This is a genomic window from Anaerobacillus sp. QJM3NY_32 (assembly GCF_056173645.1).
On the sequence record NZ_CM149684.1, the window covers coordinates 1,573,282 to 1,594,191 of the forward strand.

The following is a 20,910-nucleotide window of genomic DNA, read 5'->3' on the forward strand; positions in this document are numbered from 1 at the left end:
TGCAATCGTTTTCACTGAGTTGTATGAAAGCGCTTGTACTCCTATCGTAAAATTAAGAGGGGGTTAACACATGAAACGCTTTTTCGCTTTGTTTCTTACACTAGTTCTTGCAATCGGCGTTCTTGCAGCATGCGGACCGCAAAACAATGAAAACGCTTCTAGTAACAACGGAGGCAGTGATTCTGAGGGAGAAGATGCAAATAAACCTGAGAAGCTAGTTGTTTGGGAAGATACAGATAAAGGGATTGCACTTGAACCGGCTATTGCTAGCTTCGAGGAAGAGTACGGCATTAAAGTTGAATTTAAAGAACTAGGTATGGCTGACGAAATTAGAGAGCAAATTCGTCTTGATGGTCCAGCAGGTACTGGTCCTGACGTTATTACACTTCCACATGATCAAATTGGACAAGCAGCGGTTGAAGGACTTATTTCCCCAATCGAAGTTGAACAGTCTGTGATTGATACATTTACAGAATCTTCTATTCAAGCTGAAAACTTTGACGGTAACCTTTATGGACTACCAAAAGCAACGGAAACACCAGTCTTCATTTACAACAAAGATCTAATGGAAAAAGCTCCGGAATCAATGGATGAAGTCTATGATTTTGCAAAAGACTTCACGAAAGACAAGCAGTATGGCTTCCTTGCGCTATGGGATAACTTCTATTTTGCAAACGCTGTCCTTTCAGGATATGGCGGCTATGTGTTTGATCGCACTGATGAGGGATTAAACCCAGATGACATCGGTCTTAATAATGATGGTGCTATTGAAGGAACGGAATATATTCAGAAATGGTATCAGGAAGATCTTTTCCCTAAAGGCCTAATTGGTGAAAACGGTGGATCTACAATGGATGGTCTATTTAATGAAGGGAAAGCAGCTTCCGTTATGAACGGACCATGGTCTTTCCAGGGTTATAAAGATGCTGGAATTGACATTGGTGTTTCGCCAATGCCTACACTTCCAAACGGAGAGAATTTCAAAACATTTATCGGTGTTAAAGGCTGGCACGTAAGTAATTTCTCTGAGAACAAAGAATGGGCTACGAAGCTCGTTGAATGGTTAACAAATGAGGAGAATGCAAAGATTCGTTACGAAAAAACAGCAGAAATTCCTCCTGTTAAATCACTAATTGAAGATCCAGTTATTGCTGATAATGAAGGTGCAAGTGCCGTAGCACTTCAATCTCAATATGGCGTTCCAATGCCTAACATTCCAGAAATGGCTGAAGTATGGGAGCCAGCAGCGTCTGCTCTACAATTAGTAGCAACAGATAAGCAAGAACCAAAAGCGGCCCTTGATGAGGCTACGAAAACAATTAAGTCTCAAATCGAGCAGAATCACAGCAACTAAAGTTTTGAAAATTTAAAGCGGTACTCCGGAAACGGGGTACTGCTTCTCACTTTAAAGCTAGAAAAGTGGGGAGAAGAAAGGGGATTGCCATCACGATGGAGGCAACTGAGCGTCAAACAAAGCATCGAAAAACAGCACTTGCTTTATCACTAATACCTGGATTCGGTCAGTTTTATAACAAGCAGATCCTCAAAGGACTTATGTTCTTCATCTTAACGGTTTCATTTGCCGTTGCTTTTGCTGACTTAATCAACATTGGATTATGGGGGATCGTTACCCTGGGGGAAAAGCTACCACGAGATCACTCCATCTTCTTGTTAACACAGGGAATTATCGCTGTCCTTGTTATCCTGATTGGATTGGTTATTTATTTCTTAAACCTAAGGGATGCATATTTGAATGGAAGAAATCGTGATCTAGGCATTCCCTTAAATTCTGTTAGAGAGCAATACCGTAATGTTTCTGAACAAGGGTTTCCTTACTTAATGCTATCACCAGGATTTTTCTTATTAATCTTTGTTGTTATTTTCCCGATATTGTTTGTTATTTTACTTTCGTTTACAAACTACGATCTCTACCATTCTCCACCAGCTAACTTAGTAGATTGGATTGGGATTCAAAACTATATTGATATATTTAAGCTAGACATCTGGCGCGATACTTTCATTGATGTATTCTCATGGACAATCGTATGGACATTTGTTGCAACAACAGGACAAATTGCCATTGGTATTTTTCTAGCCGTTTTGATGAACCAGAAAGACCTTAAATTTAAAGGCATCTTTAGAACAATCTTTATCTTGCCTTGGGCCGTACCAGCTTTCGTATCAATCCTTGTGTTTGCGGGGATGTTTAATGAGACGTTTGGTGCGATAAATAACGACATCTTAGCAGCGTTCGGTATCGATGCGATACCATGGCTTACAGAGCCATTTTGGACAAAAGTTGCTTTAATTCTTATACAGTTCTGGCTTGGATTCCCGTTTATTTTCGCTATGGTAACGGGTGTGCTTCAATCGATTCCAGATGAATTATATGAAGCTGCCACAGTAGATGGTGCGAATATCTGGCAGAAGTTTAGAGGAATCACGCTTCCAATGGTTCTTTTTGCAATCGCGCCAATTTTAATCACACAATATACATTTAACTTTAATAACTTTAACGTTATTTACCTGTTTAACGGTGGTGGTCCTGCCGTATCAGGTCAAACAGCAGGCTCTACTGACATTTTGATTTCGTGGATCTATAAGCTCACGTTTACGTCTGCGCAATATGGCAAAGCTGCTGCTATTACCATGATTCTATCAGCCATTGTTATAGGTGTAGCACTATGGCAGTTTAGAAGAACGAAATCATTCCAAGAAGAGGATATGATGTAATATGAGTCCAAAAATGCAGAATACCTTACGTTTAACACTGTCCTACATTGCCATCGCTATTGCTTGTGTCATCATCTTGTATCCAGTTCTATGGATTGTGGGGTCTTCCTTTAATCCCGGTGACAGTCTATCTGGATCATCAATTATCCCGAAGGATGCAACATTGGAGCATTACAAATCGTTATTTAATACGGCTGAAAGTGATTACTTGCTTTGGTATTGGAACACATTGAAGATTTGTATCATCACAATGATTCTAGCCGTAGCGATGATCTCCTGTATGGCTTATGCCTTCTCACGCTACCGTTTCGTCGGTCGTAAAAATGGATTAATGACTTTCTTAATTCTTCAAATGATCCCGAACTTTGCAGCACTTATTGCGATCTATGTATTAGCTTATACAACGGGTTTGTTAGATACGCACTTTGCGCTGATTCTCGTTTATACAGGTGGTTTACTGCCAATGAATACCTGGCTTGCTAAAGGATACTTTGATACAATTCCAAAAGAGCTTGATGAGTCAGCTCGAATCGATGGAGCGGGTCACTTCCGTATCTTCTGGCAAATCATATTACCACTTGCAAAACCGATTCTTGCTGTTGTAGCATTATTTAGTTTCATTACACCGTTTACGGATTTTATTCTTGCTCAAGTTATTCTTCGTAGTGAGGATAAATATACGTTAGCGGTTGGTCTTTACAAAATGATTTCTGATCAGTTCGGTAATGAGTTTACAACGTTCGCTGCAGGATCAGTATTGATTGCGATCCCAATTTCAATTTTATTCTTATCGCTGCAACGTTACTTTATATCTGGACTTACTGCTGGTGGAACGAAAGGATAGAGCAAGACGTGAGAAAGAAGAGGAAGAGGAGAGCTACTCTTGCAGCTTCTTTCTCTTTTTTTATCCTAATTCTTCGTTTAGAGAACTTTAATAGGTAGGATTGTTTCTCTATAGTAGATGTCATTTTCAATAGAAATCGTTTACAATGAATCATTAGATAGTTAAGATAGATCAATTACTTATCATATGAAATGAACAAGCGAAAGCTTTGTATAGGAGGAAATCCCAATGGCAGTAACGATTAAAGATGTAGCGAAGCTTGCCAATGTTGCGCCATCGACGGTATCACGTGTGATCGCAAATAATCCACGAATTAGTGAGCAAACGAAACGTCGTGTAAGAGAAGCGATGGAAGAGCTTGGCTACCATCCTAACTATAATGCAAGAAGTCTAGCGAACCGGAGTACACAAACGATTGGCCTTGTCATGCCGAGTTCAGCAGATAAAGTATTACAGAATCCATTCTTTCCAGAGGTTCTTCGGGGGATTAGTACGAAGGCTCATGAAAAAGAATATACCTTATATATGTCCACTGGGGCAACAGAAGAAGAAATGCTAGAAGGCGTAATGGGGATGGTTCACGGGCGTAGAGTGGACGGTATAGTAATGCTTTATTCAAGAATCGACGATAAAATCATGACGTTTTTACAGGAACAAAATTTTCCGTTTACCGTTATTGGGAAGCCGCTAGTGAATCCAGATTCAATCACTCATGTCGATAATGATAACTATAGCGCGGCAAAAGATGTAACCGAGCATTTTATTGGCAAAGGTCATGAACGGATCGCATTTGTTGGAGGGAATTTAGATCTAGTCGTAACGGTGGAGCGGTTACACGGTTATGAAAAAGCCCTACAGGAAGCGGAAATCCCACTCCAAGACGATTATGTTGTTCATGTGGAGTTTCTAAAAGAAGGCGGACAGGAAGCGGTAATGGCATTATTTTCGTTAGAAAATCCTCCAACCGCGCTTGTTGTTGCAGATGATCTTATGGCCCTTGGTATCATGAGCAAGCTAGATGAGATGGGTCTTTCTGTTCCTGAAGATGTTTCCGTCATTAGTTTCAATAATGTGATGCTCGCTGAATATGCTAGTCCGCCGCTTACTTCTGTTGATATTAATATTTTCCAACTAGGTTATCAGGCAGTGAACTGTTTGCTAGAGAAAATTAGTGATCCTGAGTCAGGAAACAAACGCGTTTGTGTACCACACAAGGTTGTAGAGCGCTGGACAGTTAGGACAATTAACCAGAATGAGAGTATGAAATAGCCACGAAGGTGGCTATTTATTTTGGAGATTTTTTGAGAAGGGTGTTAAAAGGTTGAATTTAAGTAATGAAAAAATAAAACTTTGAACAAGCAGTCACTTGCCGTTCCAATTTACATTACTCCAACGTTTACTATTAGTAAGTGAATTTATTTAAATGGGGTGAGAATATGGGATGTTCAGGATGTGGTGGAAGTTATGCAGGAGGTGCATTTCCTAGACAAGGAGCACAGGGAATTCCAGGGCCTCCAGGTCCAGAAGGTCCAGAAGGCCCAGTAGGACCAGAGGGACCGTCAGTGACTTCAACGTCCGGATTTGCCGCTAATACTTCGAATGCTAATATAAATACCGATATTTTAGGGACGGATTTAAGTTTGCCGGATTCACAAAGTTTGCCACTAACGATAACTGTCGATGGCACTAATACTTTCTTTACAGTCCAAGAAGATGGAAGATATCGTCTTTCGTATCATATTAATCCAGAAGCTGCTTCTATCATTAATTCTAGAATAGTCGTAAATGGAGTGGAGTTACCACAAACTGTTATTTCTCCGACGGTAGCATCTACTAAATTTAGCGCAGAAGCCATAGTTTCTTTATTAGCTGGAGATGTTATTTCACTGCAACTATTTGGAGTGGCTACCTTAATTATACTAGATTCTGGCGTAGGGGCTTCTCTAACAATTATGAGAGTAGAATAATCGACTATATTTAATAAGAAACTTGCTAGATCATATTATTTTTGGCTCAATGCAATTGGTCATCACAGATCATAAATTAGCCCAAAGGCGGTCAATAGCTAATAGAAAAAGGATCGCGTGATTAGCACGGGATCCTTTTTAATATAGGATTAAATTAACATACAGTAGATATGGCCTGGTTACTAGTAGCGATTTTCCCACAGCTAAACTCGACTTCGGCTACATTAAGAACAAAACAGTTACACCGTTTCACAACAATCTGGAAGAAAATTGTAACGGTATCACCAACATCAATATCATCGAGGTCAATACCATATTGGGGATTACTACCCGGATATTGCACACCATCAATATACAAACTGTTCTCAATAAATTGGGTGCAAGCTGGAAGGTAATCAGTAAAGATTACGTTAATAGCGGGAACAACGCCGTTGTTTGTAATGGTGATCGTATACGAAAGCACGTCACGATAGGTGGAAAATGGCTTATCAACGGTTTTCACGATATCTAAAATGGCATCACCTTCGTCAATTTGGACGCCAAGTGCATTTGGCATATAAGCATCGCCTGACGACGTGAAGCGGAAAACAGCCGTGGATTGGTTGTTCGGTAATAGGCCAGCCCCACTGACGTTTGTAATATCCCATCCCTGTCTTCCAGCAACAATATTCGTTAATGTAAAAGGATCCTGGTTCCGGTTACCAAATGTTCCACTCGTATCAAGATTTCCGGAATCATCATTAATTTGAGAGCCAAAAAAGTTTCCTAGTGGGTTATTTGGTCCTGAGAGAAGGGTTAATGTACCTGCATCAGGCCCAAAAAGAGCTTGATCCCCTCCTATATTCGCGTCACCTTCTTGAGCTGAGATGAGTAAACGGGCATCTACAGTACCTGAAGGAGGAGTCATAAAACCTGAAATGGCTATATCAATTGTGGGGTTTAAAGGATTAATGACGATACCCTGGGCGCCGACAAATAAATTCAGAGATCGGTTTGGTAATGTACTATTCGCATAAACAACGGCGAGTGTCCATCCTGCATGGTTCGTATCAGCTGTGGAAGCTTGAAGAGGATCGACTAGTCCTGGTACGCCGCCTACGGTGTATGTACCAGCGCCAGCTGCTTGAACGATTGATGTAACATCATTGGAGCGCATGTAAAATCCTCGAGTATTTCCTCCGATGGTAAATGTTGGCTCATTACTAGTAGTTGGGTCGGGACTAATTGTGAAATCAGTCCCGCTTGGGTTCGTGAACGTAACAGAATTATCAATATCAGATGTAATGTCTTCGTTTACTGAAAGATAATTTCCTCCCCAGATTAATTCAGCATATAAAACGGAGCTTCCAGCTGGTAATACTAGATTAGCCTCTGAGTTATTTAAAGTATAATCCAGAGTGGTTCCTGGTGGAAAAGTTGGCACTTGAAGTGATGTATCGGTTGTAATAAATGCTCCGATACTTCCTTGAGTTCCAGCCTGGTTAGCATTTAGTAACTGACTTAATCCTAAAGTGTTTCCTGTAAATGTCATGGCTCCACACGTTCGGGTGGAGTATCGATTGGTAAAAGCCATAATGACAACCCCTATTGAACATACGTGTTCAAATATAGTCTAAAACTGTATTCACTATACTATATGAATACAGTAAAAAGACGTATAAACTCTTGTCCAATAGAGTCTTAAAAATCATTTTTTTATAGAGTGAATAATATAAAAAAACCTCCCAAAGGAGGTTTTAAGATGTTAAAAACTGTCCACCATTTATATGAATCGTTTGACCTGTCATATAAGAAGATCCATCAGAACCAAGAAGGACGTAAGCCGCAGCTAATTCTTCTGGCTGACCCGGTCTTCCCATTGGTGTATTCGTTCCAAAGTTTTTCACTTTTTCTGCTGAGAAGGTGGAAGGGATAAGCGGTGTCCAAATAGGACCAGGTGCAACGCTGTTGACACGAATACCTTTTCCAACGAGCGACTTTGCGAGACTCCTTGTGAACGTTGTGATTGCACCTTTTGTACTAGAGTAATCGATCAGCTGATCATTGCCTTCATATGCGGTTACAGAGGATGTGTTAATGATTGCACTTCCTTTTTTAAGATGGGGAAGAGCGGCTTTCGTCAGGTGAAACATGGCAAAAACGTTGGTTCGGAATGTTTTTTCGAGCTGTTCTGCACTAATTTCTTCTATTCCCTGTTGGGGGTGCTGTTCTGCTGCATTATTAATTAAAATATCGAGCTGTCCGAAATGATCAATCACCTGTTTAATCACATCGTAAGCAAAGCTTTCACTCCCAATGTCTCCCGGCAACAATAAACATTCGCTTCCGATCTCTTCGATTTTTTGTTGCGTATGTTGCGCATCTTCATGTTCGTCAAGATAAACAATGGCGATTTTTGCTCCTTCTTTTGCATAAGCAATCGCAACGGCTTCGCCTATCCCACTATCTCCTCCAGTGATGAGAGCGACTTTATTCGTTAATTTTCCTGATCCTTTATAATCCCGGTCATCCATTATGGGCTTTGGATCCATTTCTTGCTGAGATCCTGGCTGATGATTTTGATGTTGTGCTGGTTGTCCATCCGTCTGTCTAAAATCTGGTCGCATGGGATAACTCCTTTCAAATTATATATGTAAGGAATTGCCAATCGGGAGAATTTCTAAACCTAAGTCTGAGAATATAATGATGACATTTGCATTACATGATAAAATGAAACAAACCTATAATGTAGTTTGTGAGGCGAGAGGTATGAATTTTGATTTAAGAGAATCTGAATTTGAAGAACGGTTTGCGTCGTTTTTGGAACAAAGTCAGCCCAAAATTGTAGAAAAGTGGCTGCTTGGCGCAAAAATTTCTCAAGAGGATCCTTATTATGAAGAAATCATTAAGAATGGGAAACGAACGGTTGAACTTATCTCTCGTTATATTCGCCTTCAGGATGAAAGTTGGATTATGACATTAACTAAGAAAATTGCCAATGAGCGAATTGAAGCAAATGTTAATATCGGAGAGTTTATTGCGAATATTAATTTTGGGAGATCGGTTGTGATCTCTGTCTTAAACGAATCATCATTTGATAGAGACGAACTTTCGAAAGGTCTTCAAATCATTAATAATTACTTTAATGCCTATTCGTATCATTCAGTAACGGAATACACGAAGGTGAAAGATAATATCATTCATGATAAAAATAAGTTTATACAGGAAATGCATAGTGATCGTTTAACCATTCTTGGTCAGCTAGGTGCGAGCTTTGCTCATGAATTTCGCAATCCTCTTACCTCCATTAAAGGATTTTTGAAATTATTAGAAGATGATAGTGATGCTAATAACTCGATCGAGAAACACTATTTCGAAATCCTCAATAGCGAAATGAAAAGTCTAGAAGAGAAGGTAAGTCAATTTCTTTTCTTATCAAAAATGCGTGGGAGCGACGATCGTCCTCTATCATTAAATTTAAGTGGATTATTAAGATATACCATTGAAATTCTTTATCCAAGACTACTAGAATCAAATATAGAAGTGGAAACAGCCATTACTCCAGACATTCCACTGTTCGGTGTAGAAGAACAAATTAAACAAGTCATTCTTAATATTATGATTAACTCGATTGAAGAGTTAAATGAAAATAAAATCGATCATCGAAAAATTGAGCTGAGAGCAAAAGAAAACCATGGACGGATTACGATTGAAATTTCCAATAATGGCCGGCAAATTTCATCGCATCTTGTTGAAAGTATCTTTCAACCGTTCATTAGTACAAAAAAACTCGGAACAGGTCTTGGATTGTCTGTTTGCAAGCAAATTATTGAAAAGCACGAAGGTGTGATTTCAGTGCGATCAAATCCAGAACAAACAACTTTTGTAATTGAACTTCCAGTAATGGTTGACAAAGGTGTGAAAGAAGAGTAGCTTAATAGTTATCAAACTAACATTCAAAAAAGCTTTTTATATATCCACTAGGGGAGTCATTTATATGACTGAGACAGGATGTCCTGGACCCTTTGAACCTGATCTGGTTAGCGCCAGCGGAGGAAAGTGGAGACGGATGCCACCGCAGCCGCTCCATTTTTGGAGCGGCTTTTATACGTTTTGATTTCCTAAACGTGTAGAAGTAAGGAATGCTTACAAGTATTTCTAAATCTCCAAAAATGACGGAACAACGGCATTCAAGCTCCTTTCCTCTTCATCAGTTGGATGAAAAGCGGAGAGGAGTTTTTTTATGTCATTTACTGAACAGTTAAGAGAGGAAGCAGCACCAATTTTTGAAGCGATTTTTAACCATCCATTTGTGAGAGGAATTGCGGAGGGAAAGTTAGAGAAGGAACAGCTTGTTCACTATGTAAAGCAGGACTTTGAATATTTGAATACATTTGTTCGAATCTATGGCATTGCGCTATCAAAATGTGAAAACCGAGAAGAGATGGCACTTTTCACTGAACAAATATCATTTGTACTCCATAGTGAGGTACATCCTCATAATAATTTGTGTCGAGCTGCAGGCGTCACTTATGAAGAGCTGCAAGGCTATCCCCTCGCCCCTACGGCACACCATTATACGAGGCATATGCTCGACGCTGCTCATTCAGGTACGCTCGGAGAAATCGTTGCAGCCCTTCTGCCATGCCCATGGACTTACCTTGAGATTGGTCAACGTCTAATGGAAGAGGTTAATCCTAAAGAAGATCATCCTTTTTATGATTGGATTACGTTTTACGGAGAGAAGTCAATGGAACCAGTGACGGATCAACTAAGAAAAATCCTCGATCAGTGGGCTGAGACGGCACCTGAAAGAGAATTAAAGCGAATCAAGGACTATTTCATTCTTAGCTGTCAGTTGGAATATGGTTTCTGGGAAATGGCTTATCAAGTAGAAGAGTGGCCAGTCTCCCTCCAAAAAGGTGAGCGAGTATGAAACGACTAAAGCTTTCGGACATTTTGATTACGATCGTGATTGCCCTTGTTTTTGGGATTATTTATAAACTGTGGGGACCGGTCTATAACATCTTTAAACCATTTGGTCTCCATATTGGTGATGTGATTTACGGGATGTGGTTTATTGCGGGTACAGTAGCAGTGCTTCTTCTTCGTAAGCCCGGTGTGGCACTACTTGCAGAAACGGCTGCAGCTTCTGGTGAATTTCTTGTTGGTTCTGAATATGGATTATCTGTTCTTCTATATGGAATTGTTCAAGGATTAGGAACGGAATTAATGTTTGCCTTATTTGGCTATAAACGATACACCGCATTTGTTGCGGCGCTTGGAGGGATTGCTGCTGCAGTAGGTTCCATTGTCATGGATGCTGCCTATGGGTATGTGATGGATCTTGCTCTATGGAATTTACTTCTTCTCATTGGTGCTAGGTTAATAGGTGGTTTTCTATTAGCTGGACTACTTGCTTATTTCCTTGTAGAGGCTCTAGAGAAAACGGGTGTTACTAGCTTAGTTAGACCAGCAAGTGATGAGGATTATAAGGCGTTAGATCAGTAAGGAGTGGTTATATGAAAGTAGGTGTATCAAACCTTCGTGTAAAATATGCGGGAGCGGACACACTGCTATTTAATCGGTTATCTCTTGAGATTGCAGAAGGGGAAAAGGTCTTATTTCTTGGTCCGAGCGGTTGTGGTAAATCAACTCTTCTTCAGATATTATCTGGTTTAATTCCAAATGCCGTTCCAGTACCTATGAAGGCAGACGCCAAAAGTATACCAGCATCTTCAGGCGTTGTATTTCAAGATCCTGATTCTCAGTTTTGCATGCCATATGTGGATGAAGAGATGGCATTCGTATTGGAAAATCGTGCTGTCCCGCAACCTGAAATGGAAGGGTTAATTCGTCATTATCTTGAAAAGGTAGGTCTTTCCTTTAAGGATCCGCATATTGAGATTAGTTCACTTTCACAAGGGATGAAACAGCGACTAGCCATTGCCTCCATGCTTGCACTTGAGCCAGATGTAATCTTTTTGGATGAACCGACCGCGTTACTTGATCCTGCAGGTACCTCTGACGTATGGAAAACAATTAAACAACTTAATGCTACACAAACAATGATTATCGTTGAGCATAAGATTGATGAAGTAATTGATTTTGTTGATCGCATCGTCCTTTTTGATTCAGAGGGAAGGATTATTGCAGATGCTGACCCACAAAGTGTCTTCTCCTTTTATAAACATAAGATGAAGGAATATGGGATCTGGTATCCGGGCGTATGGGAAGAACATACAAATGAAAAAAAACTTCCTGCACCGTATGTTAAAGGGGAAGAAATTCTTGAGATTAAACAGTTAAAAGGGTATCGAGGCAAAATCCCAAAAATTGAAGTGCATAATGGATCAGCTCATGAAGGAGAATGGATTGTGGTTACCGGAAAGAATGGAGCAGGTAAAAGCTCCTTTCTTTTAAGTTTAATGAACGTGATGAAAACGACTGGGAAAAAGAGAGTAAAGAATCAGGAATTAAAATCGATCAAAGCTTCCCGTGAGCAGCTAGCTTTTGTTTTTCAAAATCCAGAATTTCAATTTGTCACGAATTCTGTCTATGATGAACTTGCTTATTCCCTTGAAATGATGGAAGACGCGGAAGTAGATCAAAAAGTAGGGCAGTGGCTTGAAGCATATGATCTTAAGCAAGTGCGAACTCTTCATCCGTACCAGCTTTCTACGGGTCAAAAAAGAAGGTTAAGCGTAGGAACGGCCATGTTTGGTACTCAACCGATCCTTTTGTTAGACGAACCAACATTTGGTCAGGATGCAAGTAATACGTTTAAGTTGCTAGCTTTATTTGAACAGTTAAGGTCAAAGGGAATGCTCATTATCATGGTGACGCATGATGAGAAGATTGTTCAAAATTATGGGACGAGAGAGTGGATCATTGAAGAGGGTAAGCTAACCGCTGATCGAGATCTTCTGAGAAGGGAAGAGAGGGAGCATCATGCAGTGGACTCTACAATATAAAGAAACATGGCTTCATCGTTTAAATCCTGCTTTAAAATTGGTGTTCATTTTAGCATTATTTATCCTTCTTTTGTTCGTTCACAATCCAAATTTGATTAGCAATGTAACAGTGGTTCCGCTCATTCTTGTCTTGTTTGCAACAGGACATCAGAAGAAAATACTAGCGATCTTAATGATTCCATTTTTGTTATTATTTTTCTCTAGTGCTTCTAGTATGATGTTCTTTGGTCAAGGGACAACAACTTGGTGGAAGTGGGGAATCGTTCATATTACAGAAGAGAGCTTCTTCCGAGGTCTTCACATCGGGTTTCGAGCTTTAAATTTCGCCTTGCTCGGACTTCTATTCGCTTTGACAACGAGGCCAGTATTTCTCTTCTATTCCCTCGTTCAACAGCTTAAAGTACCGCCTCGGTTTGCCTATAGCTTTATGGCGGCTGTTCGTATTCTTCCTGTTATGATGGAGGAATTCCAACAGTTAAGAGCCGCATTACTTATTAGAGGTATAAAAAAGAAAAAAGGGTTCGCTCGAATCATGCAGTCTGTGACACTTTATGCGGTGCCATTGCTTTCTCAAAGTATTCGTAGAGCTCATCGCATTGCAGTTGCCATGGAAGCGAAGCAGTTTAATAATAAGGAACGAACTTATTATTATAAACAGACCTTCTCTAGAGTTGATGCATATTTTATACTCTACATTATGGTGGGTTTTTCGGTTGCATTTTGGGTAGGCGCAACATTTCCTTACTTTAATATAACAGATGTTAGAAATTAAGAAACCGGCTGTTTAGCCGGTTTCTTTTCAATGCTTGATTTCTACAAGTGGTCAGTATCCTTAGAATACTGGTGTTTCCCGCCTTCACGGTTTTCTTCTTTTAACTTGTTTTTCAACATTCGTTTAGCATTATGATCAACTGCTTTTTTATTATTATCTTTTGTTGATGACACGTTATGTCCTCCCTTGGTGTCAGGATTTCCATGCACAATAATAGAGTACGCGATTATGCGACATCCTATGTAAAAGGAAGTTATTTATTTAAGAAAAACAAAGCAAGTGTTCCTGGTCCTGAGTGAGACCCAATCGTAGCGCCTACTTCATGAATGACAAAGTGCTCACTTCCATATGTCTCTTGAATCGCACTTTTTAATTTTTCAGCGCTTTCCAGGTCATCTCCATGTGAAATGCCGATTAATTGGGACTGAAGATTAACGCCGCGTTCCTGCATGATCTCAACCATACGCTTGGTGACTTTGTTTTTACCACGAATCTTTTCAATCGGAACAAGTTTCCCGTCTTCAACGTGGAGCACTGGTTTGATTTTTAACATTCCACCAAAGAAGGCCGAGGCTTTACTGACGCGACCGCCACGCTGAAGGAACTCCAGGTCGTCTACTGTGAAAATGTGTTCCATGTGCGTTAAGTACTTGCTGTTTAAGCTTTCTAATATTCGCTCAAATCCTTCACCTTTTTCAGCAAGCTCAGCAGCGTGGATCGCCATGAGTCCGTAGCCGAGAGAAGCGGCTTTAGAATCAATGACCTCCATTTGTACGTCAGGGTATTCTTCCTGTACTTCATTTTTAATGATGGCAGCTGATTGGTATGTACCTGAAATACCAGATGATAGCGCAATATAAATAAAAGGCTGACCCATTTTAGCGTATTTCGCAAATGTCTCTCGTATCCGTGCTGGAGGAATTTGCGACGTTTTGGCCATTGTACCTTCTCGCAAGGTCTTATATAACTCTTTTGCTTGGATCTCTTCACGATCATAATACTCCTGATCTCCGATAATGACCATTAGTGGCATGATGTCGATGTCGTGCTTTCGTACGAGATCCTCTGGCAAATCCGAGGCGCTATCTGTAATGATTTTAACTGTCATGGACGATCGTCCCTTCTTCATTTTTAAGTCGGTATGTAAATGAATGTTTGTTATAATCAAGTTTATCCCATTAGCAAAGAGGAAATCAATCCTATTGATGGGGTTGAATAGAAAACAGTTGACGTAGATTAGATAGTTTGATTAGATATACATGGCTTAGTAGATGTGGCTTTACCTAATCGTCACTTATAAAGATCGGATCCTGAGAGTGAATATTGTCAATTGGATCAGTCTCTACTTATATTCTGCAAACGAGATAAATCTCTGTTTCAAAAAAGAAGGTGTTCTTATTGGAAGAAGTAAAAAAAATTATTGTGATTCTCTTAGGTGCGATCCTTGGTGCAGTTTCTCTGAACTTATTTCTTATCCCTGCCAATGTATATGCTAGTGGTTTTACTGGTATCGCACAGCTGATTTCTAGCGTACTAAGTGATTATACGCCAATTTCAATCTCAACGGGTATTTTACTTATGTTACTAAATATCCCTGTAGCTATACTGGGATGGAAGAAAGTTGGTAAATCTTTTACATTGTATAGTATTATCAGTGTTGGAGCTACTACCTTTTTCCTTGAAATCATTCCAGTCCAGGCTCTTTCAGAAGATATCCTGCTAAATGCAGTGTTTGGCGGAGTCATTGCAGCAATTGGTATCGGCTTTACATTAAAATGGGGGGCTTCCACCGGAGGAATGGACATCGTAGCCATGATTCTATCCCGCATGAAAGACCGTCCAATCGGTACGTATTTCTTCAGCATGAACGCGTTGATTATCCTCACTGCAGGGATGCTTTATGGCTGGGAAAAAGCTCTTTATACGCTCGTTACCTTATACGTATCATCTCGAGTAATCGACGTCATTCATACACGTCACGAAAAACTAACAGCAATGATCGTAACTTCCAAAGGAAATGAAATGCAAAAAGCTATTCATGACCGACTTGTTAGAGGAATCACAAAGCTCCCTGCAAAAGGTGCCTACAGAGGAGAAGACAAAGAAATGCTCATGATCGTCGTCACACGCTATGAACTATACGACCTCGAGCACATCATCCAAGACATCGACCCAACCGCCTTCACCAACATAGTCAACACCACAGGCATCTTCGGATTCTTTAGAACGGATGGTTAAGAAAAGCGGAAGTGAGCGTTTAGGGACGACAAGCGCTGGAGGCCCTTCATTTGAACACGGTTTTTGTGTTCGGATGAAGGGCTGAAGCGATCGAGTCCCTGCTCACTGCAGCTAGACAAGAAAAGCGGAGCGGGCCTGCCTAAATCCGCAGGATGTTGGAGCCCAAGAGATTGAGACGATCTTTGTCTCATTCGATTGGGCGAAACAGCCGAAGGATTTGGCCCGCGCAGCTAGACAAGAAAAGCGGAGACGAGCGTTTAGAAACGGAGATATTGGAGCTCTTGAACTAGAACACGCCCTTTGTGTTCCCCAGTAAATGATTGAAATATCTCCCTACTACTTAACAGCAAGAAAAAAAGTTCCTCGGATATCCGAGGAACTTTTTTCTATGCGTTATTAGAGATTGTTTCTTTTACTTCGGGAAGTAATGTATCCCAATCTGCCTCTGGCATCTTATTAATTGTAATAAAATCCTGGTATCCAAACACATTATCAACACCTTCTAATTTTAGAAGTGCAGCAGCCATTTGGTGATCGGGATTGTCATTCTTCTTGAAAGAATGGCTTGAAGTTCCTTCGAAAAGCTGTTGGTCTGCCGTAATTTTAATAGCATTTGGGTTTGGTGTACGATCTACGCGTAATTCCATTTTATAAACGCCTCCTTTCTCTACCATCTCTTAGTGTATCAGAAACAACTCTTGCAGCAAATAATCTTTAAGAAGAGAAGGTAAACCCGTATCTTTTTGAAATAATGTCATGGAAACCGAGAGAATTGTAAAGGTGTTTTGTAACAGCGTTATGAATTCCTGTCTCAAGTTCTATGCCCTTAATCCCTTCATTCTCAGCCCAATAAATGACATGAAGGAGTAATTTCCTACCAATACCTCTATTTCGTGCATCTGGATCAACAAATAATTCATTTAACCAAATATATGGACCACCACTAGAGAGGCTGACGCCGATATTAAAAAACGCGACGCCAAGGACTTCGTCATCAGACTCTGCGACAACGATTCGTGATGCTGTCTGTTCATCAAGAGCAAGCTTTACTCCTTTAACGAGTTTATCGTAGCTTCCATCTTGCTCAGAACGAGTAATTTGCTTCATTAATAACTTTGAAACCTTTTCAATCATGTCTTCATCTGTCTGGCTGGATAATTGATACACATTCATTACCGTTCCACCTCCGTCATACTGTTTCGACTTCAAACACTTCAATCCCTTTTTAAGGAGGTTTGAATAAAGTTTTTAATTAATTTCAAGATATTTGAAACATTCAGCCTTTTCTATTCGTCTATATAGAGTAAGAAAGGAGCTAATACATTGAATTTAATTTTTTCATGGAGCTCTGGGAAGGACAGCGCCATAGCTTTATTCGATTGTTTAAAGCAATCACATCTTCAAGTGAAAGGATTATGGACAACCATCAACGAAACAAATGGTGCCATTCCTTTTCATGGCGTACATACAGCGTTGCTTGAAAAGCAGGTAGCTGCTATTGGTCTGCCTCTAACGATAACCAATTTACCAGATAACTGTACGAATAAGCAATACGAGAAGCTTGTTAGCAATCAATATAAGGTGTTTAAAGAAGCAGAAATAGAAGGGGTCGTATTCGCTGATTTATTTCTAGATGATATTCGTCATTATCGGGAAACGCTTTTACAGGAATGCAAACTGAAGGGCATATACCCATTGTGGCAACATTCCACTCTACATACGGCAAAAAGATTCATCGCGACAGGTTTTAAAGCAGTGATTACAACAGTTGATCAGTCAAAAATATCTCCTGATTGGGTAGGGAAACCATTTGATGATAACTTTCTTCAATCCCTTCCAAATGACGTGGATCCGTGCGGTGAAAATGGAGAATTTCATACGTTTGTATGGAACGGCCCAATTTTTGAAAAAGAAGTGATAGTTGAAATTAAAGAGATAGTAGAGCAAGGCAATTTTCGAACAGCCATTTTGAAGAACTGGTAACAACGGAACGAAAGGGGGAGGAAAGATATGCCTGTACTTGTTTGTTTTGGCGACTGCCTGACAGCGAGGGAAGTAGATGATAAAGGGAACGAACGTCTTACATCAAGGATAAGAGGGGCTCTTGATGAATGGATCGTGATTAATGCAGGTTCAACCCCAACTTCTAGAGAAGGGGTATCGCGTTTTCAGTCTGATGTTCTCAGCTACAAACCGGATTATGTAACCATTTTCTTTGGAACGCAAGAAGCTTGTTTAGGACAAAGTTCAGATTTGAGTGAGTTTGAAAGAAATATTGAGTACATGGTTAATAATCTCCCTTCAGAACGGGTTATTCTTATTTCACCATCACCAGTGATGAATGAAGGAAATGTCTCAATGACGAATCAAAAAATAGAGGGTTATGCTGATCGAATTAAACATTTAGCAAATAAGCTTGGAACAAGACATATTGATCTCTGGCAATTGATTCGAGAAAATAAGAAAAGTAAAATGCTTTATGAAAAAGACGGTCTCCAGCTAAATGCAAAAGGATATAAGCTGATAACGAAAGAAGTACTGAATTCGCTTGGCAGGCGAACAAAATTTAAACCGGTCATAAAACTTTTTTAAATGTATAATAACGTTAGATGAATGCATTTCCACGAAGAAGAAACCCGTCGCACATGACGGGTTTCTTCTTCGTGGAAACTAAAAGGGTTTATTGGATGATTCATGGCTAAGTTCTTGTATAACTGCCTGGTAAGATGTGAGCTGTTCTTTTTCTGCGCTTGTAGATTGGTGAAAAGCTGCAGAAAGATTATTTTGGGCCACATCGATTTGGTTTTGCAACTCTGGATGACCTGCAGCCATTTGCTCCGCTTTAGCAACGGCTTCTCGAGCAAGCTGAAAATGACGATTACCCATCGTTATTCACCACCTGACAAATTTTCTTGTTGTTGTTTCTTACGTTGTTCATTGCTTAAGCTTGTCAGGTCGTGTTGGTCCATGTTTTGGACAACTCGATCCGCACCTTCTTTTACCATTCTCTTTGTTTTACTATTCTTTGCCATGATTAATCCCTCCCTTTCTTTTATAGGATGAGTTCATCGATCAGTAATTATTCGATCTTCATCCTGATTTCATTAAACAAAAAAAGACAGCTTAGGATAGCTGTCTTTTATCAGGTAGGATAATGTTTAGCCTTTCTTCAAGGAAGGAAGCAACACCATCTTCTTCATTAGTCATCGTGATTTCGTTAGATATATTTTTTAATTCAGTAATCGCATTGCCCATCGCCACGCCAGTTCCAGCATATTCGATCATTTCAAGATCGTTATCTTCATCCCCGAAGGCAATGATTCTTTCTTGAGGGACATTGAAATGCTCGGCTAACCGTTTAAGCCCTACTGATTTGTTTAATCCTGCTCGAACAATCTCAATAATGTTTAAAGGAGCAGCCCAAACGCGATGCTCGATCATCTCTGCGTGATGCTCTTTTAACATTGAGCGAAGATCAGCGAGCTGCTGTTCATGTGGATGAATGAGAAGAGATGTAGGATCATCTTTAAGGTTTTTGTGAATCTCACCTGTATAGATAGAGGATTCGTTCATAATCATATTTTGCATAATCAGCTCATCATGCTGATGCAAATAAACATCATCCAACACTTCGGCCATGATGTTTTTTACGTTAATTTCACTACAAGAGGAGACGATCGATCTAGCCGTATTTAATTCCATTGGTGAATGATACGTCCCGAAAGAGCGATCAAGAGGGTGATGAACAAAAGCTCCATTGAAATTAACAATTGGAGAATCAAGTGCCAATTCATTGTAATAGCGCACGCTTGCTCGATAAGGCCTTCCTGTTGCGATGGCAACATGGTGTCCCTGTCTTCTAGCTTCGGCAATAACGGATTTAGTGCGTTCAGAAATATTCTTTTCGCTGTTTAACAACGTGCCATCAAGATCAATTGCGATTAGATGCGGTTTAGTTGTCATAGAAGCTCCTTTGAAAAGTGTCATTTGGTGTTTACATACTAATTGTACATGGCAACCATATATGTGTCTATTTAGGAATATTAAAATTTTGACAAGAATGTTAAAAGGATATGATAGCCGTTTGAGGAATTGTTAAGAAGGGTACACTTTAACTATCATTCCATTGGAGGTGGCAGTCGATTATGACTAAGAAACAGACATTGCTAATATCAAGTATTGCGGCAGGGACAATCGGCATTTCATCCTATTTACTTAAGGATGAAGAGAAGAGAACGAAATTAAAATCAAAAGCTAACGATATTCGGAAGCAAGTGACTAAGAAGTTTAACGATACCTTACCAATTGAGAAGGCGGGTAATCCAACAACACCGGATCAGTCAGATGATAGTGGAGATAGCAAGATGGTGTATGAGGGATCACAGTTTCCAACTCAATACTACAATAAGCTTGAAAATATGAAATCAGTAGAAAAAAGTCACGAAGAGCAAATTAAAAATTAACAAACAGAACATGCAAGCGACTGCTTGCATGTTTTTTATGTTTCCTAGGCTCTTCTTAAATTTCTCAATCAACTATATGAGTGGTACGATAGAGGAGAATAATGGTTGCTAAAGGAAAGGAGCAAGATGATGATAACAATTGTTAATGAATACATAGAGAATATACCTGTCTTACACATAGTGGACGCTAACCTTGCTGAAGATAAGTTGCCATTAGTTATGTTCCAACATGGATTTACTAGTGCAAAAGAACATAATCTTCACATCGCTTATCTTCTAGCAGGCGAAGGATATCGCGTTCTTCTGCCTGATGCTGTGCATCATGGTGAACGTGAAGACGACCTATCAGGGAAAAAGAGGCAATATGTGTTTTGGGAAATTGTGATACAAAGCTTAACCGAACTCGATCAACTAAGGCAGCATTTTGTGGATCGGAACCTCGTTCAAGAAGACCGAATCGGTATGTCTGGTACATCCATGGGCGGAATCCTTACATTTGGTGCCCTTACACAGTATCCGTGGATTAAAGCCGCCGTCTCTTTAATGGGCTCACCTTCTTATTTCAAATTAGCGAATGCACAAATACGTTATTTAAAGGAAGAAGGGTTTAGTCTGCCTATCTCTGAAGAAGAGATGATAACACAAATTGAAGGATTGCAGTCCTATGATCTTTCTCTTCAAGAAGATAAACTTGATGGTCGTCCACTAATGATGTGGCATAGTACAGTCGATAAAGTTGTTCCTTATACCCTTACCTACGATTTCTATAACCAGATTAAACCGCTCTATGAAGGGGCAGAAGACCGCCTGAAGTTTATTAAAGATGAGACTTCTGGCCATAAAGTTTCACGTGAAGCTGTCCTTGCTTTAGTGGATTGGTTTAAAACTCATTTATAGAATTAAGGCTTTTCGGTTTAAGTTAAACCTCAATTTGTTATAA

Annotated in this window: 24 protein-coding genes, 1 pseudogene and 1 riboswitch; of the genes and pseudogenes, 15 read left to right on the top strand and 10 right to left on the bottom strand. The window is 39.9% G+C overall.

Going from position 1 to position 20,910, the window contains the following annotated elements; all coding sequences use genetic code 11:
- The first annotated feature begins 70 nt into the window (after positions 1-70).
- From AC0VYH_RS08415 to AC0VYH_RS08435, 5 genes are all read left to right on the top strand, one after another.
- The gene (locus AC0VYH_RS08415; protein ID WP_475367158.1) at positions 71-1,354 is read left to right on the top strand and encodes an extracellular solute-binding protein; all 1,284 of its coding nucleotides are present in this window, start codon (positions 71-73) and stop codon (positions 1,352-1,354) included.
- Between the two features lie 95 nt (positions 1,355-1,449).
- Entirely contained in the window at positions 1,450-2,733 is a 1,284-nt protein-coding gene (locus AC0VYH_RS08420; protein WP_194222272.1) for a carbohydrate ABC transporter permease, read from the top strand.
- 1 nt (position 2,734) lies between these two features.
- Positions 2,735-3,577, top strand: coding sequence for a sugar ABC transporter permease (locus tag AC0VYH_RS08425; RefSeq protein ID WP_226612558.1), 843 nt, complete (start codon positions 2,735-2,737; stop codon positions 3,575-3,577).
- A 228-nt stretch (positions 3,578-3,805) separates the two neighbouring features.
- A complete protein-coding gene (locus AC0VYH_RS08430; protein ID WP_475367159.1) occupies positions 3,806-4,846 on the top strand; it encodes a LacI family DNA-binding transcriptional regulator in 1,041 nt (346 codons plus the stop codon).
- 167 nt (positions 4,847-5,013) lie between these two features.
- A complete protein-coding gene (locus AC0VYH_RS08435; RefSeq protein WP_475373646.1) occupies positions 5,014-5,544 on the top strand; it encodes a BclA C-terminal domain-containing protein in 531 nt (176 codons plus the stop codon).
- Positions 5,545-5,698: 154 nt separating this feature from the next.
- Here the strand turns inward: AC0VYH_RS08435 and AC0VYH_RS08440 are convergent, their stop codons facing one another.
- The 3 genes and pseudogenes from AC0VYH_RS08440 to AC0VYH_RS08450 all read right to left on the bottom strand — a co-directional run bounded on the left by AC0VYH_RS08440 (position 5,699) and on the right by AC0VYH_RS08450 (position 8,150).
- Positions 5,699-6,451 (bottom strand): DUF11 domain-containing protein, encoded by a 753-nt coding sequence (locus AC0VYH_RS08440; RefSeq protein ID WP_475373783.1) that lies wholly within the window; start codon positions 6,449-6,451, stop codon positions 5,699-5,701.
- A 63-nt stretch (positions 6,452-6,514) separates the two neighbouring features.
- A pseudogene (locus AC0VYH_RS08445) lies at positions 6,515-7,117 on the bottom strand (hypothetical protein); the annotation flags it as partial.
- A 163-nt stretch (positions 7,118-7,280) separates the two neighbouring features.
- On the bottom strand, positions 7,281-8,150 hold the full coding sequence (locus AC0VYH_RS08450) for an SDR family oxidoreductase (RefSeq protein ID WP_475367162.1): 870 nt from the start codon (positions 8,148-8,150) through the stop codon (positions 7,281-7,283).
- A gap of 142 nt (positions 8,151-8,292) precedes the next feature.
- On the opposite strand from AC0VYH_RS08450, the gene AC0VYH_RS08455 reads away from it, so the two are divergent.
- From AC0VYH_RS08455 to AC0VYH_RS08475, 5 genes are all read left to right on the top strand, one after another.
- Positions 8,293-9,456, top strand: coding sequence for a histidine kinase N-terminal domain-containing protein (locus tag AC0VYH_RS08455; protein ID WP_475367163.1), 1,164 nt, complete (start codon positions 8,293-8,295; stop codon positions 9,454-9,456).
- Positions 9,457-9,495: 39 nt separating this feature from the next.
- A riboswitch (TPP riboswitch) is annotated at positions 9,496-9,598 on the top strand.
- A 168-nt stretch (positions 9,599-9,766) separates the two neighbouring features.
- Complete coding sequence (gene tenA / locus AC0VYH_RS08460; protein WP_283152375.1) at positions 9,767-10,459, top strand: thiaminase II; 693 nt, start codon at positions 9,767-9,769, stop codon at positions 10,457-10,459.
- Positions 10,456-11,034 carry an ECF transporter S component gene (locus AC0VYH_RS08465; RefSeq protein WP_194221156.1) on the top strand — a complete coding sequence of 193 codons (579 nt, stop codon included), beginning with the start codon at positions 10,456-10,458 and terminating at the stop codon, positions 11,032-11,034. The genes tenA and AC0VYH_RS08465 overlap by 4 nt, the downstream gene beginning before the upstream one ends.
- 11 nt (positions 11,035-11,045) lie before the next feature.
- On the top strand, positions 11,046-12,497 hold the full coding sequence (locus tag AC0VYH_RS08470) for an ABC transporter ATP-binding protein (protein ID WP_475373647.1): 1,452 nt from the start codon (positions 11,046-11,048) through the stop codon (positions 12,495-12,497).
- Entirely contained in the window at positions 12,475-13,269 is a 795-nt protein-coding gene (locus AC0VYH_RS08475) for an energy-coupling factor transporter transmembrane component T family protein (RefSeq protein WP_475373648.1), read from the top strand. The genes AC0VYH_RS08470 and AC0VYH_RS08475 overlap by 23 nt, the downstream gene beginning before the upstream one ends.
- 41 nt (positions 13,270-13,310) lie before the next feature.
- Here AC0VYH_RS08475 and AC0VYH_RS08480 read toward each other — a convergent pair whose 3' ends face one another.
- Positions 13,311-13,442 carry a DUF3941 domain-containing protein gene (locus AC0VYH_RS08480; RefSeq protein WP_226612574.1) on the bottom strand — a complete coding sequence of 44 codons (132 nt, stop codon included), beginning with the start codon at positions 13,440-13,442 and terminating at the stop codon, positions 13,311-13,313.
- Between the two features lie 80 nt (positions 13,443-13,522).
- Positions 13,523-14,377, bottom strand: a complete 855-nt coding sequence (locus tag AC0VYH_RS08485) for a DegV family protein (RefSeq protein ID WP_430246622.1) — start codon at positions 14,375-14,377, stop codon at positions 13,523-13,525.
- Between the two features lie 281 nt (positions 14,378-14,658).
- Between AC0VYH_RS08485 and AC0VYH_RS08490 the strand changes: the two genes are divergently transcribed.
- Positions 14,659-15,507: a YitT family protein gene (locus AC0VYH_RS08490; RefSeq protein ID WP_194221161.1), complete on the top strand. Its 849-nt coding sequence runs from the start codon at positions 14,659-14,661 to the stop codon at positions 15,505-15,507.
- Between the two features lie 386 nt (positions 15,508-15,893).
- Here AC0VYH_RS08490 and AC0VYH_RS08495 read toward each other — a convergent pair whose 3' ends face one another.
- Together AC0VYH_RS08495 and AC0VYH_RS08500 are read right to left on the bottom strand one after the other, a co-directional pair.
- Positions 15,894-16,154: a NifU N-terminal domain-containing protein gene (locus AC0VYH_RS08495; protein ID WP_430246623.1), complete on the bottom strand. Its 261-nt coding sequence runs from the start codon at positions 16,152-16,154 to the stop codon at positions 15,894-15,896.
- A gap of 67 nt (positions 16,155-16,221) precedes the next feature.
- Entirely contained in the window at positions 16,222-16,680 is a 459-nt protein-coding gene (locus tag AC0VYH_RS08500; protein WP_475368850.1) for an N-acetyltransferase family protein, read from the bottom strand.
- A 150-nt stretch (positions 16,681-16,830) separates the two neighbouring features.
- Here AC0VYH_RS08500 and AC0VYH_RS08505 point away from each other — a divergent pair, with 150 nt between their 5' ends.
- Both AC0VYH_RS08505 and AC0VYH_RS08510 read left to right on the top strand, forming a co-directional pair.
- Entirely contained in the window at positions 16,831-17,490 is a 660-nt protein-coding gene (locus AC0VYH_RS08505) for a Dph6-related ATP pyrophosphatase (protein WP_475368851.1), read from the top strand.
- Positions 17,491-17,517: 27 nt separating this feature from the next.
- Positions 17,518-18,099, top strand: coding sequence for an SGNH/GDSL hydrolase family protein (locus AC0VYH_RS08510; protein WP_194221165.1), 582 nt, complete (start codon positions 17,518-17,520; stop codon positions 18,097-18,099).
- Between the two features lie 78 nt (positions 18,100-18,177).
- Here AC0VYH_RS08510 and AC0VYH_RS08515 read toward each other — a convergent pair whose 3' ends face one another.
- From AC0VYH_RS08515 to AC0VYH_RS08525, 3 genes are all read right to left on the bottom strand, one after another.
- On the bottom strand, positions 18,178-18,393 hold the full coding sequence (locus AC0VYH_RS08515) for a DUF3813 domain-containing protein (protein WP_194221166.1): 216 nt from the start codon (positions 18,391-18,393) through the stop codon (positions 18,178-18,180).
- A gap of 2 nt (positions 18,394-18,395) precedes the next feature.
- Complete coding sequence (locus tag AC0VYH_RS08520; RefSeq protein ID WP_194221167.1) at positions 18,396-18,539, bottom strand: hypothetical protein; 144 nt, start codon at positions 18,537-18,539, stop codon at positions 18,396-18,398.
- Between the two features lie 91 nt (positions 18,540-18,630).
- A complete protein-coding gene (locus tag AC0VYH_RS08525) occupies positions 18,631-19,470 on the bottom strand; it encodes a Cof-type HAD-IIB family hydrolase (RefSeq protein ID WP_475367169.1) in 840 nt (279 codons plus the stop codon).
- 182 nt (positions 19,471-19,652) lie between these two features.
- Here AC0VYH_RS08525 and AC0VYH_RS08530 point away from each other — a divergent pair, with 182 nt between their 5' ends.
- Positions 19,653-19,970 (top strand): hypothetical protein, encoded by a 318-nt coding sequence (locus AC0VYH_RS08530; protein WP_194221169.1) that lies wholly within the window; start codon positions 19,653-19,655, stop codon positions 19,968-19,970.
- 129 nt (positions 19,971-20,099) lie between these two features.
- Positions 20,100-20,867: a prolyl oligopeptidase family serine peptidase gene (locus AC0VYH_RS08535; protein WP_475368853.1), complete on the top strand. Its 768-nt coding sequence runs from the start codon at positions 20,100-20,102 to the stop codon at positions 20,865-20,867.
- The last annotated feature ends 43 nt before the right edge of the window (positions 20,868-20,910 follow it).